This window comes from Spiroplasma endosymbiont of Dasysyrphus albostriatus, from assembly GCF_964019495.1.
Taxonomy (GTDB): Bacteria; Bacillota_I; Bacilli_A; order Mycoplasmatales; family VBWQ01; genus Spiroplasma_E.
Window position 1 is genome coordinate 825,088 of record NZ_OZ026447.1, and the last position, 17,489, is coordinate 842,576.

Annotated in this window: 17 protein-coding genes; 10 read left to right on the plus strand and 7 right to left on the minus strand. The window is 23.4% G+C overall.

Features of this window, described 5'->3' with window-relative positions; translation table 4 throughout:
• Positions 1 to 68 precede the first annotated feature (68 nt).
• Positions 69 to 1,310 (plus strand): DEAD/DEAH box helicase, encoded by a 1,242-nt coding sequence (locus AACL11_RS05045; protein WP_338988411.1) that lies wholly within the window; start codon positions 69 to 71, stop codon positions 1,308 to 1,310.
• A 63-nt stretch (positions 1,311 to 1,373) separates the two neighbouring features.
• Here the strand turns inward: AACL11_RS05045 and AACL11_RS05050 are convergent, their stop codons facing one another.
• From AACL11_RS05050 to AACL11_RS05060, 3 genes are all read right to left on the minus strand, one after another.
• Positions 1,374 to 1,529 carry a hypothetical protein gene (locus AACL11_RS05050; protein WP_174479916.1) on the minus strand — a complete coding sequence of 52 codons (156 nt, stop codon included), beginning with the start codon at positions 1,527 to 1,529 and terminating at the stop codon, positions 1,374 to 1,376.
• A 157-nt stretch (positions 1,530 to 1,686) separates the two neighbouring features.
• Complete coding sequence (locus tag AACL11_RS05055) at positions 1,687 to 3,849, minus strand: hypothetical protein (protein WP_338988415.1); 2,163 nt, start codon at positions 3,847 to 3,849, stop codon at positions 1,687 to 1,689.
• Positions 3,850 to 4,016: 167 nt separating this feature from the next.
• The gene (locus AACL11_RS05060; RefSeq protein ID WP_338988418.1) at positions 4,017 to 4,877 is read right to left on the minus strand and encodes a ribonuclease HIII; all 861 of its coding nucleotides are present in this window, start codon (positions 4,875 to 4,877) and stop codon (positions 4,017 to 4,019) included.
• Between the two features lie 131 nt (positions 4,878 to 5,008).
• Here AACL11_RS05060 and acpS point away from each other — a divergent pair, with 131 nt between their 5' ends.
• From acpS to AACL11_RS05090, 6 genes are all read left to right on the plus strand, one after another.
• Positions 5,009 to 5,329: a holo-ACP synthase gene (gene acpS, locus AACL11_RS05065; RefSeq protein WP_174479919.1), complete on the plus strand. Its 321-nt coding sequence runs from the start codon at positions 5,009 to 5,011 to the stop codon at positions 5,327 to 5,329.
• A 34-nt stretch (positions 5,330 to 5,363) separates the two neighbouring features.
• Positions 5,364 to 6,665, plus strand: coding sequence for a thymidine phosphorylase (locus AACL11_RS05070; RefSeq protein ID WP_338988420.1), 1,302 nt, complete (start codon positions 5,364 to 5,366; stop codon positions 6,663 to 6,665).
• A 74-nt stretch (positions 6,666 to 6,739) separates the two neighbouring features.
• Positions 6,740 to 8,065 carry a hypothetical protein gene (locus tag AACL11_RS05075; RefSeq protein ID WP_338988422.1) on the plus strand — a complete coding sequence of 442 codons (1,326 nt, stop codon included), beginning with the start codon at positions 6,740 to 6,742 and terminating at the stop codon, positions 8,063 to 8,065.
• A 154-nt stretch (positions 8,066 to 8,219) separates the two neighbouring features.
• Complete coding sequence (locus tag AACL11_RS05080; protein ID WP_252319677.1) at positions 8,220 to 8,972, plus strand: segregation/condensation protein A; 753 nt, start codon at positions 8,220 to 8,222, stop codon at positions 8,970 to 8,972.
• Positions 8,965 to 9,546 (plus strand): SMC-Scp complex subunit ScpB, encoded by a 582-nt coding sequence (gene scpB / locus AACL11_RS05085; RefSeq protein WP_252319679.1) that lies wholly within the window; start codon positions 8,965 to 8,967, stop codon positions 9,544 to 9,546. The genes AACL11_RS05080 and scpB overlap by 8 nt, the downstream gene beginning before the upstream one ends.
• On the plus strand, positions 9,539 to 10,276 hold the full coding sequence (locus AACL11_RS05090) for a pseudouridine synthase (RefSeq protein WP_252319681.1): 738 nt from the start codon (positions 9,539 to 9,541) through the stop codon (positions 10,274 to 10,276). The genes scpB and AACL11_RS05090 overlap by 8 nt, the downstream gene beginning before the upstream one ends.
• A gap of 21 nt (positions 10,277 to 10,297) precedes the next feature.
• On the opposite strand, the gene AACL11_RS05095 is transcribed toward AACL11_RS05090, so the two are convergent.
• Positions 10,298 to 11,236, minus strand: coding sequence for a ribosome-inactivating family protein (locus AACL11_RS05095; protein WP_338988425.1), 939 nt, complete (start codon positions 11,234 to 11,236; stop codon positions 10,298 to 10,300).
• A 474-nt stretch (positions 11,237 to 11,710) separates the two neighbouring features.
• Between AACL11_RS05095 and AACL11_RS05100 the strand changes: the two genes are divergently transcribed.
• From AACL11_RS05100 to AACL11_RS05110, 3 genes are all read left to right on the plus strand, one after another.
• Positions 11,711 to 12,208, plus strand: coding sequence for a hypothetical protein (locus tag AACL11_RS05100; RefSeq protein WP_338988426.1), 498 nt, complete (start codon positions 11,711 to 11,713; stop codon positions 12,206 to 12,208).
• 125 nt (positions 12,209 to 12,333) lie between these two features.
• On the plus strand, positions 12,334 to 14,268 hold the full coding sequence (locus AACL11_RS05105; RefSeq protein ID WP_338988427.1) for a hypothetical protein: 1,935 nt from the start codon (positions 12,334 to 12,336) through the stop codon (positions 14,266 to 14,268).
• A 482-nt stretch (positions 14,269 to 14,750) separates the two neighbouring features.
• A complete protein-coding gene (locus AACL11_RS05110) occupies positions 14,751 to 15,017 on the plus strand; it encodes a hypothetical protein (RefSeq protein WP_338988428.1) in 267 nt (88 codons plus the stop codon).
• Positions 15,018 to 15,241: 224 nt separating this feature from the next.
• Here the strand turns inward: AACL11_RS05110 and AACL11_RS05115 are convergent, their stop codons facing one another.
• From AACL11_RS05115 to AACL11_RS05125, 3 genes are all read right to left on the minus strand, one after another.
• Positions 15,242 to 15,814, minus strand: a complete 573-nt coding sequence (locus AACL11_RS05115; protein ID WP_338988430.1) for a hypothetical protein — start codon at positions 15,812 to 15,814, stop codon at positions 15,242 to 15,244.
• A gap of 272 nt (positions 15,815 to 16,086) precedes the next feature.
• Positions 16,087 to 17,088 (minus strand): NCS2 family permease, encoded by a 1,002-nt coding sequence (locus tag AACL11_RS05120; protein ID WP_338988431.1) that lies wholly within the window; start codon positions 17,086 to 17,088, stop codon positions 16,087 to 16,089.
• Between the two features lie 38 nt (positions 17,089 to 17,126).
• Positions 17,127 to 17,489, minus strand: a complete 363-nt coding sequence (locus AACL11_RS05125) for a solute carrier family 23 protein (RefSeq protein ID WP_338988432.1) — start codon at positions 17,487 to 17,489, stop codon at positions 17,127 to 17,129.

Sequence of the window (17,489 nt, forward strand, 5' to 3'; positions counted from 1 at the left end):
GTTATTTTTCAGGTTATAATTATCATTTTTTCTAAATTTATTCAAAATTTATTTTTAAGGAGAAATATATGAGTTTTACAGAACTAAATTTAAAACAAGAATTAACTGCTGCTATTGCTAAATGAGGTTATACTGCCCCAACACCAATTCAAAAGAAGACAATTCCAGTTTCTTTACAAAAAAAAGATATTATTGGAAAAAGTCATACCGGAACCGGAAAAACTGCTGCTTTTGTCTTACCTATATTACATAATTTAGATATAAAATTATATCGTAATCAAGCCATTATTGTTTGTCCAACTAGAGAATTGGCAATCCAAGTTGCTAAACAAGTAAAAAAATATGCTTATTTTTTAAATGGTGTTAATGTTGCTTTATTATGTGGTGGTGTTAATATTAGAAATCAATTATATGATTTAAGAACTAGTAATATAGTTGTTGGAACACCAGGAAGAATTACTGATCATATTAATCGTGGTAGTTTAAGATTAAATTCAATTAAAACATTAGTTTTAGATGAAGCAGATGAAATGTTAAAAATGGGATTTAAAAAAGATATTGATTTCTTATTTGAGAATTCACCACAAAATATTCAAACTGTCCTTTTTTCAGCAACAATGTCAAAACCAGTTTTAAAAATTGCTGATGATTATCAAAATAATCCAGTTAGTATTACTGTTGAAGATGAAAGTCAAAAATTACAACAAGCAAATATTAAACAATATTATTTTGATTGTCGTAATATAACAAAAGAAACTGCATTAGTTACTTTATATCAAAAATTACAACCACAATTAAGTATTGTTTTTTCAAATACAAAAGCTTTTACTAACAAAATTGCACAATTATTAGAACAAAATAATATTAAATGTGCTGTTATTAACGGCGATAAAAGTCAAAGAGAACGTATGGAAGCAATGAGACAATTTAAAAATGGTAAGGTTAGAGTATTAATTGCTACTGATGTTGTTGCTAGAGGAATTGACATTAATGGCATTGATTATGTTTTTAATTATGATATTCCACGTGAATATGAATACTATACTCATCGTATTGGTAGAACAGCTCGTGCTGGAGCACAAGGAACTGCTATTACTTTAGTAAGTAATAGAGTTCAATATAATGAAATTCAAGAAATTCAATATTATCAAAATCATGAAATTACTTTACTAGATACTACAGGTTGAGATTTACCTAAAAATGTTGTTAAAGTACCAACTAAATTAAATTTTTCATCTCATAATAATAGAAATGATTTTAAACGTAATGTTGATAATAATTCAAAATGAAAAAGAAAACCAAAATATTAAAATTATTCATTTTTATAAAAAAATCACTTAATAATTAAGTGATTTTTTCTTTAAATATTAATTTTATAAAGTTTTTTTATTTTCATTTTTTTTCTTATTTTCGATTTCTTGTTGTTGTCTTTCTTTTTCAGCTTTTTCGGATTCTTTTTTTAATTTATTAGCTGCAATTTTTTCTTTTATTCTTGCTATTTCTTTTTCTCTTTTATTTTTTTCATCCATAAAAATCCCTTTCTCACTACTTTTTTGGTATATTTATTCTTATACATCTAAAATACCCAAAATAAGTGTACATTTTTTAGAAAAAAAATAAATATAAAATATTAAAAAAGTCACTCTTTTTAAAAGAGTGACTAAAAATTAAATTTAAATAGTGCTTTTAATTGAATGGCATTGGATGGTATATTCCTGTACTTGTTGATGGTTGGTTATTTATATCATTTGCAAATTCATATGGATTGTCAATAGGAAATTCTTCTATTGATGTTTCGTCATCAGTTTCTTTTTCATTTGATGATTTTTCTGATTCTATTTGTTGTGATAAAACTTCTTCAATACCAGAATCTTCAAATTCTTCTTCCTGATATTTTTTAAACAATTCATCAAAAGTTGTGAATTTCCCATTGTTTTCTAATTTTTCTAAATGTTTTTCAAGAAAAACTGCTTCTTTTTTAGTAAATCCACAACAACTAGTTAATATTTCTGTTATTTTTTTTATAGTTATTGGTTGATTAAATACATCTTTATAAAAATCAGAAATAGCAAAAGCAATCATATCAATTGCTGTTACACCAATTGAAAATCCTAATGTTGTTCATCTAACAAATTTTTCATAAAATAATTTTGTGGCTTTTTGAAATCCATATTCAGTAACTAATGCAGCTTCTGTTTTAACAGCATTAACAGTACAAGTGACTGATAAAAATAAAGGGATTGCCATTAATATTTTTTTATATCGAGTTTGTTTTTCAACTCATTTTGAAAGTTTTTCAGGACAAAGATTAGTTGGAATTCCTAAGTTTGTTAAACCCGATTTAAAAATATTATTAATTGGTCTCATAACAAAATAACGACTTATATTTGCTGCTAAAGCACCTGTAGTAAAAATGTCTTTCGTGATTCAATCATGTAAATTAAAATCTTCTTTAGAAGTATTTTCTGATGAACCAGTTAGAATAATATGACTACCTGCCCATGTTAGTGTTTCTAAAGTTAAATTAACTAAAAGATTACGTCCTCAATTAGTTACTAATGCTATTGGTTTATTATTTTGTTGTTCCATAGTTTTAATTGTTTTATTTGCTAAAGATATTACTTGTTTAATTTCACTATCATTATTAGCATTATTATTTTCATTTTGTGAATTAATAATTAGTTTTTTAATTCGTTCAATTTCTTTTTTAAAATTTGGATGAAATTCAAATTCTGTTTCTACACAATTTTCAATTTGATTAAATTTCTGTATTAAATCATTAAGTATGGAAATATTTGAAAAATATTTCATTAATTTTTGATGGTCTTCTTCAAATAAAAGTGTTTCAAATATTTCTTTATATTTTTCAAAGTCACTGGTATTAAATTGATTGATTTCAATGGGATTTGTTTTGTTTTTTTTATTAAAAAAAACATCTCGTGATCAACTTGAAGCTGCTGAAGTGAAAAATGTGCCAAGTGCAGTATCAAGTAATACCATAACATAATTTTGTCAATTTCAAAATATAGCATCAATATAATCTTGGGATGTATGTTCTTTACCATCAATGGGAAAATTAGAAACTACTCTTTGTAAATTTTTACCAGTAAGTCCAATATAAATTTCTAATAATCCTAAAAATTTATATGCAATATTTCTTATTATTCCTGGTTTTGTTTGATCAATAAAATTTTGTATTATTGTTAAATATTTATATAGTTTTAATAAAACATTTAAATCTCTATTATTAGAATTTTCTTTAAATAATTTTAATTGTTCATTAAGTGAGTTGGTATTTGTTATAAATTTATTAAGATTATTAATAGTTTTTATAGTAATACCTTCTAAGAATTGATCTTCAAGTGATAATTTTCTTTCTTTTTTTTGAAAAGTTTTTAAATCTAAATTATCATCAATATATTCATCAAAATCATTGTATTCTTTTTTATATATTTCTATTGTATTTCTATTAAAGTTTATTTTTAATAATTCTAAAATCACTATTCCATTTTTTTCAACAAATGTTAGTTTTTGTCAGTATTGATTGTTATTAATGGTAATAGTGCTTTCATTAAAAAAAGTTAAACTATCAAAGTTATTTCTAATTTGGGTTTCATATTTTCAATTTCCATTATCATCGAGTTTTTTTTGTGTTGTTCCTCCATAACGACTATTACAAGTTATTCAATTATTTTCTTCACTATCTTCTATTTCGATGATTGTACTTGAACTATTAAGACTTTCAGTACTACTTGAATTACTATTATTTATAGAAGATTGTTGCTGGGTAATTCCATAATTAGTATGTTTATTTTTTTCTAATAAAGCTTTTTTTTCTTCTTTTGGCATTTTATTTTCTCCTTTAAGTATAAAAGTCCTATTTTGTTTTTATAAACAAAATAGGACTTAAAAATATATTTAAACATATATCTGATTTGGATTATATCATTTATTTGATAGTTTTTAAATAAAAAATATTTTTTATATATAGTTAATAAAAATTAAGTTTTAATTATTTATTTAAAAAATTCAGTAAATGATTTTTTGCTATGACGTTCAAGAAATTTATTAAATTCAATTGTTTTTTCATTTTTAATTTTTTCTAAAAATATATTAACTTCTTTTCCAGTACCTAATGGAATTGTATTAGTGTCAATACTTTTTATTTTTTTAATTTCTTCTAAAAATAAATAACGACTAATAATAGTACTACAAGCGATAGCTAAATACTTACTTTCTGCATTAGTAACAAATTGAACTTTATCTTTAATAATTTTATTACGATTATCTTTCATATTTTCAATGTATTTGTAATATGTATCTTCATTAATATATTGATCAATAACTATAGTATCATATTGAATTCTATGTTGTAACATACGAACTAATGCTTGATTTTCTCCTCAGGTTTTAATAATATTGGGGCTATAACCCGCATCAATTCATTGATTATATTTACGATTGTTAATGATTACTGACTCAAAAATAATTGTTTTCATAATATCTTGTGCTAATTCAATAAATTTACTTTGTGATAAGTCTTTATAATCGCGAATGTTAAGTAAACGTAATTTTTCTAAATTACCCGAACCAATATAAGAACTAATAATAACAAGTGGACCAAAAAAATTATTAATACCAAATTCAGCATTGCCAATGACTGGTGATTGATTTTCATCAAGTTGATTTCAAATTCTACGATATTCTGCAATAATATCCTCTTTAGTACCTTTAAAAATAACTTTTTCTTGATAAATTTCAATTGTTATATTATGATATTGAAATAATTCATAACTACTATTTTTATTATCAACTTTATAGTTTTGGTAGTGTTCTTTAATTAATGATTTTTGTTTTTGATTTAAGTAAAATGTCATTAATATACCACCATCTTTTCAAAATTTATTTGATTTATTGAAATTAATATCACACTTTCTTTCATATTAATTATATAATAAAAACAAGGATTTTAGGGTTTTAACCTTTTATTTTATATAAGGAGTTAACAATGCGTAGTGTAGGTATAGATATTATTGAAGTAAATCGAATAGAAAATATTGAAGAATTTGCTAAAAGAATTTTAAGTAAGAAAGAAATTATACTTTTTAATCAATATTCTTTACAACGTCAACAGGAATTTTTGGCAGGAAGATGAGCATTAAAAGAAGCAATTTTTAAGGCATTACCACAAGAAAAGTTAACATTTAAAAATATTGATATTAGTTATAATCAATATAATCAACCAATAACTATCATTAAGAATTATCAATTACTTTTATCTTTATCACATAATGAAACTAATGCAATTGCAATTGCAATTGTTATTTAATAAAAAGAAAGTAAGGTGTTTTATTAAAATGTATATGATTGATTTAATCTCTAAAAAGAAATTAGGACAAAGTTTAAATAAAGAAGAACTAAAATTTTTAACAGAAGGTATTGTTAATGAAACAATACCAGACTATCAAATTAGTGCTTGAGCAATGGCTGTTTATTTTCAGGGAATGACTAATGATGAATTAGTAGAATATACAAAAGCCGTTATTAATAGTGGTGAAACCATGGATTTATCACAAATTATTGGTTTTAGTATTGATAAACATTCAACTGGTGGTGTTGGTGATAAAACTAGTTTAGTATTTGGTCCATTAGCTGCTGCTTGTGGATTAAAGGTTGCAAAAATTTCTGGAAGAGGATTGGGTATTACTGGTGGTACTATTGATAAATTGGAAATAATTCCAAATTTTAAATGTGATTTGGCAATATCAGATTTTATTAAAGTTGTTAATAAAGTTGGTATGAGTATTATTAGTCAAACTAGTAATTTAGTGCCTGCTGATAAAAAATTATATGCATTACGTGATGTTTCAGGAACAGTTGATTCATTACCATTAATTGCTGCTAGTGTTATGTCTAAAAAAATAGCGATGGGTGCTGATTTAATTTTACTAGACATTAAATGTGGAAAAGGTGCCTTTGTTCAGGATATAGTAACTGCAAGAAAGTTAGCAAAATTAATGGTACATATTGGTAAAGCTTTTAATAAAAAAATTTATGCTATTATTAGTGATATGAATAAGCCTTTAGGACAAACAATTGGTAATGCACTAGAATTACAAGAAGTTATTTTAAGCTTAAAAAATAAAGGACCAGAAGATTTGAAAATTCTTGTTAGTAATTTAGTAGCTTTAGCCTTATTGGGAGCTAAAAACGTAAAAACCTTAAAAGAGGGTATTGATAAAGCTAATGCTATGTTTACTAGTGAAAAACCACTACAAATTTTTTATGATTTTGTTAAAAGTCAAGGTGGAGATACTAAATATCTTGATAATATTGATAAATTACCACCAGCTAAATATATTATTAAAGTTAAGGCACAATTATCGGGCTATTTAGATGTTACTAATAATTATGCTTTAGGTGAATTATCAGTAATATTAGGAGCAGGAAGAACTACTAAAACTGATATCATTGATCCAGTGGCAGGAATTTATTTAAAACAAATTCATGGTCAAAAAGTTGAAAAAAATAGTGTAATTATGGAACTCCATACTAATAAAGATCAACATTTTCATCAACAATTTTTAGATTTGGCAATTTCTACATTTCAGATTACTAATAAAAAATACGATATTAAACCAATAATTTTAGAAATAATAATGTAATTTAGTTTAAAATTGTTTATAATGTTACAGTATTTTAAAAATATTAATTAAATGAAATGATAAGGAGCGTTTTTGTGAAATCTTTATTAAAATTACTGGGCACACTTGCTTTAGCAACAACACCAGTTGTAACAGTTGTTGCTTGTGGTAGTGAAAATAATCAAATGACTCCAAGGGATATTCTTAATTTTGCTGCCTCTTTTGTTACTGATAGTAGTGTGCAAATTAAGGCTGATCTTAATTTATCAGATGATACCAATATAGGAGAAATGAAAGGTAAAATTTTTAGCGAATTAGATACTTCTGTGCAAACAGCTATTGGTAACTTTTTCTCTAGTAAACTTAAAGAAAGTACCAATGAACATCCAACAAATTGATATCACCCTGATGCACATGTCAAAATTATGGACTATGTTCCAAAAAAAGATAATGATAATGATGAAAAAGACAAACCTAAGTTTGTTTTACCAACTGGTAGTGAATTAGTCAATGGTCATTTATGAGTAAAAGCAGAAATCTCTTATTTAAATTTACGATCAGTTACTAAAAATATTAAAATTACAATTAATAATGATACAAGTCATACTAGTGATCAAAAAAAAGCTGATGCAATTAGAGACTTTATTAAAGAAGAAATTACTAAAGATAATCTAAATATTAATGTTGAAAATTTACCAATAACCGGAGAAATTAAAGGAGCAGAAAAAAAAGATAAAGAAGAAATTGCTAGAACTCAGTTATCATATATTAAACAAAATTTAAATGTTGCCATTAAAGATAAAGTTCAATATTCTGGTTTAAGTTTAAGTTTTGAATTTTCAGGTGATTTTTCAAATGTTCCTAAATCAACTTTATTTAAAATGACAGATCCAACGGTGACCAATAATGATGATAAATCAATTGTATTTAATGGTAATGTTAGTAATATTACTATTGATTTCTTAGTTGGTAATGATGGTAAATCTACTTTTAATACTGGTGATATTGAAAGTACTACTGCTATTAAGATTAACCAAACTTTTGTTGATGCAACAACACAAATTTCAAAAATATTTTCTGACTGAACAGTTGATACAGTAAAGGAATTACCAAAAGCTTCAGATAAGTATTCAGATTATGACAAAGATGGAAAAATAAAAGAACAAGTTATAACAAATGGTTATTTTGCTAAAATTAATAAAATTTATAGTATTCTTGCTTCTAAATGAAATGATAGTGTAATAACTATTACTAACGCTGAAAGTGGATTTAATCTTAATCCTAATGAAAAAAATGGTTATTTTAATTTAAACTTTAAATTAGAATATGATCTAAGTAAAGGCTTTCCAGATATAAAGACAGCTTCAGAATTTGAAATATCTGCCGAAAATATTCATATTACGTTACGTGAAGTTAAATAATAATATTTAAATATATAATAACTTTTAAAACTTATTTTAATCATTAAAAAATTAAAAATAAGTTTTTTTATTTATTAAAGATTAATCAAGTACTATTAAATTAAGTTATAATTAATATTAATAAGTATAAAATGATATTGAGGGAACGAGAATAATGTTACAACCAGTAATTACAATTGAATCTTTTCAAGGACCAATGGATTTGCTTTTGCATTTAATTAAAGAAAAAAATATTGATATTTTAGATTTAAATCTAAATGATGTTACTAACCAATATGTTCATTTTATTAATGAAGAATTAATTAAAAACATTGATTTAGTAAGTGAATATTTACCGATTGCTGCTTATTTATTAGAATTGCAATCAAAACAATTATTACCAAAACAAGAACTAGTAGTAGATAGTGCTTATGAAAATGAAGTTAATCGTCAAAAATTAATTGCTCGTTTATTAGAATATAAAAAATTTAAAGAAATAAGTAATTATTTTAAAGAACAGGCTGTATATAGAACCCAATTATTAACAAAAGCACCTAGTGATTTAAAAACATATTTAGTTGATGAAATTACACCAATTTTGGTAAAAAATAATGTTAATAAACTAACACAAGCAATGTTAAATTTATTTAATAGATTACAAAATGAAAATAAATTACCAGTTAATTTAGCATTAAACTTAATTTCAGCTGAAGATCGCGCTAAAGAAATTAAACAGTTACTGAAAAAAAATCCCAAGCAACACTTTACTTTAGAACAATTATTTTTTACTAAAACATTAACTTTACATTATTTTATTATTACTTTTATTGCAATTTTAGATCTTGCAAATCATCAAATGTTACATATTATACAAACTAATACTTTTACTGAAATTACAGTAATTTATCGAGGTGAGAAAAATGAATAATAGCAATTGAAAAACAAACGAAAGATTAGCAGTTTTACAAGGTTTATTATTTATTGCTGGGAATGAAGGCCTTGATTTATTAACACTTGCTGAATATTTAGAATTAACAAAAAAACCAAAAACTGTTGAAAATTTAATTGTATCTTTACAAATGAAATTAAATGATGATGATACCAGTGGTTTAAGTTTAATTAAAGTTGGTAATATTTATAAATTAACAACAAAACCTATTCATTATAATCGTTATCAAGTATTAAAACAACAACCTTTAATACGTTTATCACAAGCAGCTTTAGAAACACTTGCTATTATTGCTTATAATCATCCAGTTACTAAACCACAAATTGAAGATATTCGTGGTGTAAATTGTGATTCTATTATTTTTAAACTAAAAAGTTTAAATTTAATTACCGAGATTGGTCGTAGTGAATTACCAGGAAAACCAATTTTATATGATTTAACTGATGAATTTATGGATCATTTTAATATCGAATCTTTAACTCAATTACCAACTTTGCCCCAATTTAATAACCAAAATGATGAACAAGAAATCTACAACTTTACTAATGAATAATGATTTAGAACGCTTGCAAAAAGTTATTGCTAATTCTGGAGTATGTTCACGACGAAAAGCAGAATTACTAATTATTAATGGGCAAGTAACAGTTAATGGGCAAATTATTACAACGTTAGGTTTTAAAGTTACAAGTAGTGATATTATTAAGGTTAATAATCAAATTATTCAACAATCCAATCATATTTATTTAGTATTTTATAAACCACCCAATTGTTTAACAACAGTAAGTGATCCTAAAAATCGACCAACGGTAATGAATTATTTTACTAATATTAATAGTAGAATTTACCCAGTCGGTCGTTTAGATTTTGATACTTCAGGTTTGTTGTTAATGACTAATGATGGTGAATTTACTAATGCTATTATTCATCCTCGTTATAAAATAGATAAGGTATATGAAGTATTGGCAAGTGGTATTTTGTCATCAAATGCTATTAAAAAACTACAAGACGGTATTATTTTATCAACTTCATTTACAACTTCTCCTGCTATTGTTAAAATAATTTATAAAAATATAAAAAAAGAAAATACTTTACTACATCTCACTATTCATGAAGGACAAAATCAACAAGTTAAACGTATGATTAAAGCAGTAGGAAGTAGAGTAATTACTTTAAAGCGTTTACAAGTTGCTAATATTACTTTAAAAGGTTTAGCAATGGGTGAATATCGTTATTTGACAGAAGAAGAAGTAACAACATTGATGAAATTGAGTCAAAAGAGTTAAAATAAAAGAATAATTTATTTTTTAAATATAACAACTTTTTATATTTTCTGGGTTTGTCTTTATATCAAAAACCTTATTTATTTCAATAATATTATCAGCAAAATCTTTTGCTGTTTTTATTTCGTCTTGTAATTTTTTATTTGTAATAATATCATTTTTAAAATTTTTCAGTATTTCAATAAGATTATTTAAGTTTTGAAATTTATTTATTTCTTTAGCAATAGCGTATTTTTGTTTTTCACAGATTTTAATACCGATATCTATTCAATCTTGTAATTTTTTTATTTTTCATTTTTGATTTGGAGTTATTAATGGTGGATTTTGATAATTGTTAATTGCATGATACATGCTTGTGTTAAAAACCATTATTCTTAATCCATTATTACTTAATTCTTGGTGAAAATATTTATTTAAGTTACCTTTATTATTTAAAAGATAATTAATAGCATTATGTGTTCCGCGATCTCAATTTCTTATAATTTTTTGAAAAAAAACTCAACTTTGTATTATTGGATTTATAGGTCTTTGACTTTGAAGAATAAAATATTTAACACTTCTGAAACGAATACTTTCTGATGTAGCTAGAATTACTCCTATTAATGAGCATTTAATTTGATTTTCATTTAAGTTAGAATTTGTTAACAATAAAAAATCATTATGTATTGTTTGTCAAGAATAATTATTATGTGCCTGGAGTCCATTACTTGCTACATAACTTCCTACAAAAGGTAAAGATTGGCAAAAAATATTTTTTATATTAGGATTTATTAATGTGCTATCTTCAAAATAATAATAAGTTGTTTCAAAAGTAAATCCTTGTAGGTATAAACTTTTTGAACAAAAAAATAATTTTAACGCTTTTTGTTCAATATTTACAGTAATTGAAAAGTAATCATATTGTGCTTTTTGATTTATATAATAAAACTCTGAGTTAGCATTTGAACCATATGTATTTGGCATTTTTAATAAAATAGTTTCTATATATAGTTCTTTAATAATATGATTTAATTTTTTAAAAAATATTATAGGATTATCATTTAAAACTTCTAAAATTGTTATTGTATGAAAAATACTTGAGTGGATTATTTGTTCTTCATCAAATTTTTCTTTTTCTTTTCAATCTTTTTTTCAAAATTTGATTTTTTTGGCATATTTAATTTTCCTTTCAAAATAAAAAACTCATTTACTTTTTATGAAAGTAAATAGATTAAAAACTAATATTTAGTTATATACATTATAGAAAATAAAAAAAATTTGTCAACTTTAGAATCTTTTATATTATTTCAAAATAAGTCAAATTTCAAAAAAAAGTAATAATAAAAACTTTAATAGTGTTAAAAGCATTTTTTATGTTTTTTAGATAATCATTTATTATTATTATTTATAGTTTATTTTAAAAATTAAAATAAATTAATTTTTTTGAAAGGAAAAAAAATGAAAGAAGAACATTTAAAAGAGATAAATGAAAAAATATTAAATATAAAAAAATTATATAAACGTAATAATGAAATTTTAAATGAAATCATATTTAATAGAAATAACTATTGTGACGAAGATATAGATATGATAAAAGATTCAATTTTAGAACAAAATTATAATTTTCAAGAAATAAAAATTCAACTTTTAGAACATCAAAATTTTTTATTAAGTAAAAATATAAATAATGAATTCTTAGTTAATAATCTTGAGTTAGAATTATCAATCAATAAATTCTGATATAAATTTTCTATTAAACTTTATAAAAAAGAAAAAGAAATAGTTAAATATTGAAAAGAACAGTATTTTGAATGTTATAAAAAACAATTTTTTGTAAAGAAAAACTTAGAAAATGATAATAAAATATCAAATTTTGTTATTAAAAAAATTAATAAAGATGTACAAAATATTTCGGTTTCAACTCCTTCATTAAAAGTACATACATTAAAAATGTAAAATATATAACACGTTATTTTTTAATAAAATCATATAAAATTCTAGGATTTAATTTTTTTTAAATTATGATATAATCACTTTAAAATAATTATTAATTTTTTACAATATTTAAATGAGGTATATATATGAAAAAACCATTATCATTTATGGGTGCATTATTATTATCAAGTGCAGTCACTGCTAGTACAACGGCATGTAATAATCTAACTATATTCAAAAAAGATTTAAAAAAAGATTTAACACAAACAGATTTAAAAATTGTACCAGAGGAACATCGAGGAACAATACCTACAGATTATGAATTAAAATCACAACTATTTATTTTAAATCATGAACTTCATACTGATAATATTAAAATTATTAATAAAACCACTAATTATGCTTTTGTTATTGGTGATGGTATTTTTTATAATCAAGATAAAATTAAAATTACTTATCAAATCCAAACTATTGATATTAGAACAATAATTGTTGATGGAGCATCCATTGGTAATTTTAGTACTAGTGGTCAAAAACCTACTGTGGAAGCTGTTTACAGTCGTATTCAAGAAAAATATTCTAATTTAGAAATGGATCGCCTTAAAATTGACGTTATTTCTAATAAAGAAGCAACTATTACAGGTATTACGGGTGATGATGTTATTCCTCTTTATACTGGTAAGGTAACAGTTACATTTAGTACTAATGATAGTGTTGATTTAAGCACTATTATTAATAAAAAAGATTTAACGGTTAAGACCAACGGTCATGATATACCATCAAATAATGATGTAATGAGAGCATTACGTGATACTTACCAAGAAAAGTTAGATACTTCTTTTATTGCAATAGAAATTACTGCTACTAATAGTGCCACTATTACTAGTACAAATCAAAAAAAATATACTGGTAAAGTAATACTAAATTTAAATCTTGATATTAGAATTGCTCTTAAAGACGTTATTAATAAGGGATTAGGTAAAATTGCTATTATAGGAAAAGTAATAACTTTAGAAGATGTTAATAGTGCATTGAAAAAACAATATTCAAACTTAAATATGAATGCTATTCAAGTAACATTGGAAAATAATAGTGTTACTATTAAATCTATTAATCAATATGTATATACTGGTCCTAATGTAGTAATTGATAATTTACTTATTGATTTGAATAGTGTTTTAAATAATAAATTACCAACTTTTAATATTCCTGGACAAAACAAACCAAGTAAAGGACAATTAATTTCAGCACTTAAAACCGCTAACTATAATCTTGATGTAAGCAAAATTATAGTTGATAAAATTACTGATAATAGTGCAGGTATTAATGGTGATGGTAAATTTTATAGCAATGATAGTATTGTTGTTACTTATGATTGTGATAAAACAGAACTTTTAAGTGATGTTTTTAAAAATTTAAATTTAGGAACAATCAAAACTAATGGATTATCAAAACCAAATATTGAAGAAATTAAAACTGCGATTAGTAAAAGTAATCCAAATGTAAAGTTAGATGCAATTAAATTTAGTGAAGATGATATTACTAATCAACAAGTAACTATTAGTGGTGATGAAACTATTTATAAAGGGAAGATAGTTGCTGATTTTACTATTGATAGTAGTATTATTAATAATGATCAACTAAATTATAATTATAGTGAAACTAATAGTGTTGGTTCATTAAAAAGTACTTGAACCAGCCCCGATATTACTCTATTATCTAATTGAACAAATTATGCACCAGATTGAGATAGTTTTTCTAATAAGTTTAGTAAATTAAGTTTTGGTGATAATTCGTATTTTAGTCTTTATTGTAATACTTATACTGATCAAAAATTAAAAGGTTCGCAATTAAGTATTAGTACTAATGATATTAATAATGATAGAAACAAAAATATATTTGAACTTAGTTATTATTATGATGGTGGATTTTGAGGAGCCTTTCTTGAATTACATGGTTATATTCATATTTGACATGATGAAGAAAATGTTTATGTAAGCATTAATTGAAGCATTGATACAGTTAAATGTTTCCGTGATCGAGTATGGAATATTAACTTGCAAGGTGTAACCTTTAGTTAGAATTTAACAGATTATATTTATTTAGTTTTACTGTTAATCATATAATTTTGAAATATTAATTTTTATTAAAAAGATAAATGAGAGATAATACTCTCATTTTTAATATCTTTTTATATAAATTAAGTAAATAACTAAAAAAGGATATACAAAGTAAGTTTAAAAATTAAAATTAAAAATTATTAATTTATAATTATTATAAACTTAATATAGTTTTTATTTTAAAATAAATGAGTTTAGATTGAAAGGAAAAAAATGATGAATAGAGAGCAAGAAATAAATATATTAAATGTAGAAATAAGTTTAATTGAACAAAAAATGGCTATTATTAAAAGTAATTTAGCAACTTTTATCAAAATATAAGTGATAATCAAAGACAAGTATCTAATTATTTAGAAGAACTTAAAAGAGAAGATTCAGAACATAAAAAATTATTATCTTCACCATGTTTAGAAAAAAGTGGAAATTGTCAAGAAAATAGAGCAATGAGAGAAAGAATTACATTTCATTGAAGACATATTAAATATATTGAAGGAAAAATTATTAACTTAGAATTTTTAATTAAAAATCAAGAACAAGAAAAAAACAATTTAAAATCTGAAATGAATTTATTAAGGATAGAAAAAGATAAAAAAAATAGAATTTTAGAACAACAAAAAAATAATTTCAATAACATTAGGAGTATTGTTAATCATGAAAAAAAGTATAATGATAGTAATAAACCCAATACAAGTTATAGTAAATTAATATAATTGAAGTAATTATATAAATTTTATATTTAATTTATTTAATAAAAAGTTATCATTTCTGATAACTTTTTTATATGTTTATTTATATTATTAAAAATTTCATTTAAGTAATCTTGTTGAAAGTTGGTTTTAAAAATTTTGAAAGTGTTGAAAATCAAATTTAATTTATTCTGTAGGAGCTATTCCACAATCAATTCTATGGATACTTACATTACCAAAATGGATTTCTAAAAAACTTTTGAGTTTGGAAAATTTCCTGTTACTGGTGTTCAAGTGTTACTATCACTAAAAAATTGTGTAGAAATTTTTGTATTTAGTATTTTAACTAGTTCATCAAATTGCTTTTGTTTATCATTAGTTTTAAATTTTAATTTAAAACTAGTAATCGGATTACCTTGTCTAAAACCTTCTTCTGTTGTTAATTTTAAAGTACTTTTATTAAATATAATATTAGTAATAATTATATTATTAATACCTAATTGATTATTTTTGCTTGTATTGATAGTATAAGATGTAATAAGTTTATCAATTTTGTCATCTTTGTTTACAATATCAATTTGACAAGTACCGTCACTAACTTGAAAGTCATTTTCATTATTTTCTGTAATTTTACCTGGATTACTATTTCTAACTTTTGCAATTAAATTACTAATTTCATTAACATCATAACTTGAATAATCCTGATTTTCATTACCAGATGTATATCCTAATTCTTGTAAAAATGCTGCAGCATGCTCATTTCTTGCTTTATATTTTTTTGAAGTAGAACCTGTAATTAATAATTTATTTTTAATTTGCATATCTAGAATTTAAATCAGGCACTTTTATTGAATCATACTCACAAGCAACAATTGAACTTGTGCTAATAGAAGTTAAAGTAATTGCACTCATAATTTTCAATGTTATTTTTATACTTCTCATATTTGTACCCCCATAAATAGTATTAATTACTTTTAATGATTTATAACTATCATTAAAAGTAATATTCTAGTATAAATTATATATTAATTTTATAAATTGAGTTTTATGAGTAAAAGTAGTTTAGTAAATAACACCGATAATATATCATATATTATTGAACAAAAGCATAAGCAATAAAGTAACCAATGAACATTAGATCAAGAATATAAGTAATAATATGAATATCTTTATATTTTTTATTAATTATTGATACCAAAGTATAAATCAAATAACCAATTGCAATACCATTAGTAATTGAATAAGTAATTATCATAATAATGATTGTAAAGAAAGCCGCAATACTAATCTCAGATTTTTTTCATTCGATGTTTATTAATTGTTTTATCATTAAACTACCAACAAAAATTAAAGCTGCTCCAGAAACACAAGGAGTAATTAGCTTAAATATTGGATATAAAATAATAGCAATTAAAAACATTGTTCCAGTAATTATTGCTGAAAATCCGGTTCTAGCACCTTGTGCAACACCAGTTGAAGATTCAATATAAGTAGTAATTGGTGAACAACCAATTAAGCTAACTGATAATGTACCAAATGAGTCAGCCATTAATGCTTTTTTATTTAATTCATAATTACTATTAACTTGTTCATTAATTTGATGAGTAATTGAATATAAACAACCTGTTGCATCAAAGAAAGAAACAAATAAAAAGACAAAAATAGCAATATACATTGTTGGTGAACTTCAAATTTTCGGATTTACAATTGCATTATAGGTATTGTTTAAATTAATTTTTCAAGAACTAAAATCTGAGTAACTTCAATTAGTTCAATGTGCAAAGTTTTTTTTAATAAAATCACTATTACTAACATTACCAATAATTAATGAGATTATTAGACCGCATAAAATTGCTAATGCAATTGCTCCTGGAACTTTTTTAAAATATAAAATGAATATTAGAGTTAAAACAAAAATTCCCATTAAAATTAATGGTCAGTTATCTTTTAAATTTGCTAATGAGGCAATTGGTAAACCGCTACCACTAATTTCTACTAAGCCAATATTTTTAAAACCAATATATGCAATAAAAAAACCAATACCAGTACCAATTGCTAATTTCATTGATTGTGGTAATGATTGTATTATTAACATTCTAATTTTTGTAGCAGATATTAAACAAAATAAAATACTTAAAAGTAAGTAATTACTGCAATTAAAGCTCCTTCATATCCAATTCCATTATTAGCAATATTAAAAGTAAATACAGCATTTAATCCCATACTTGGTGCTAATCCAACTGGCATATTAGCAGATAATCCCATAATCACTGTACCAATGAATGCAGCAATAGCAGTAGAAATAAAAATTCCCCCAAATTGCATATTCCCATTATTGACATTAATACTTGGTGCACTTGATAAAATGCTAGGTTGTACAGATAAAATGTAAACCATTGCTAAAAAAGTTGTTAAACCACCAATAATTTCTTTTTTAAAAGTAGCATTAAGACTATCAAATTTAAAAAACTTACTAATTGTTTTTTTATAAAACAT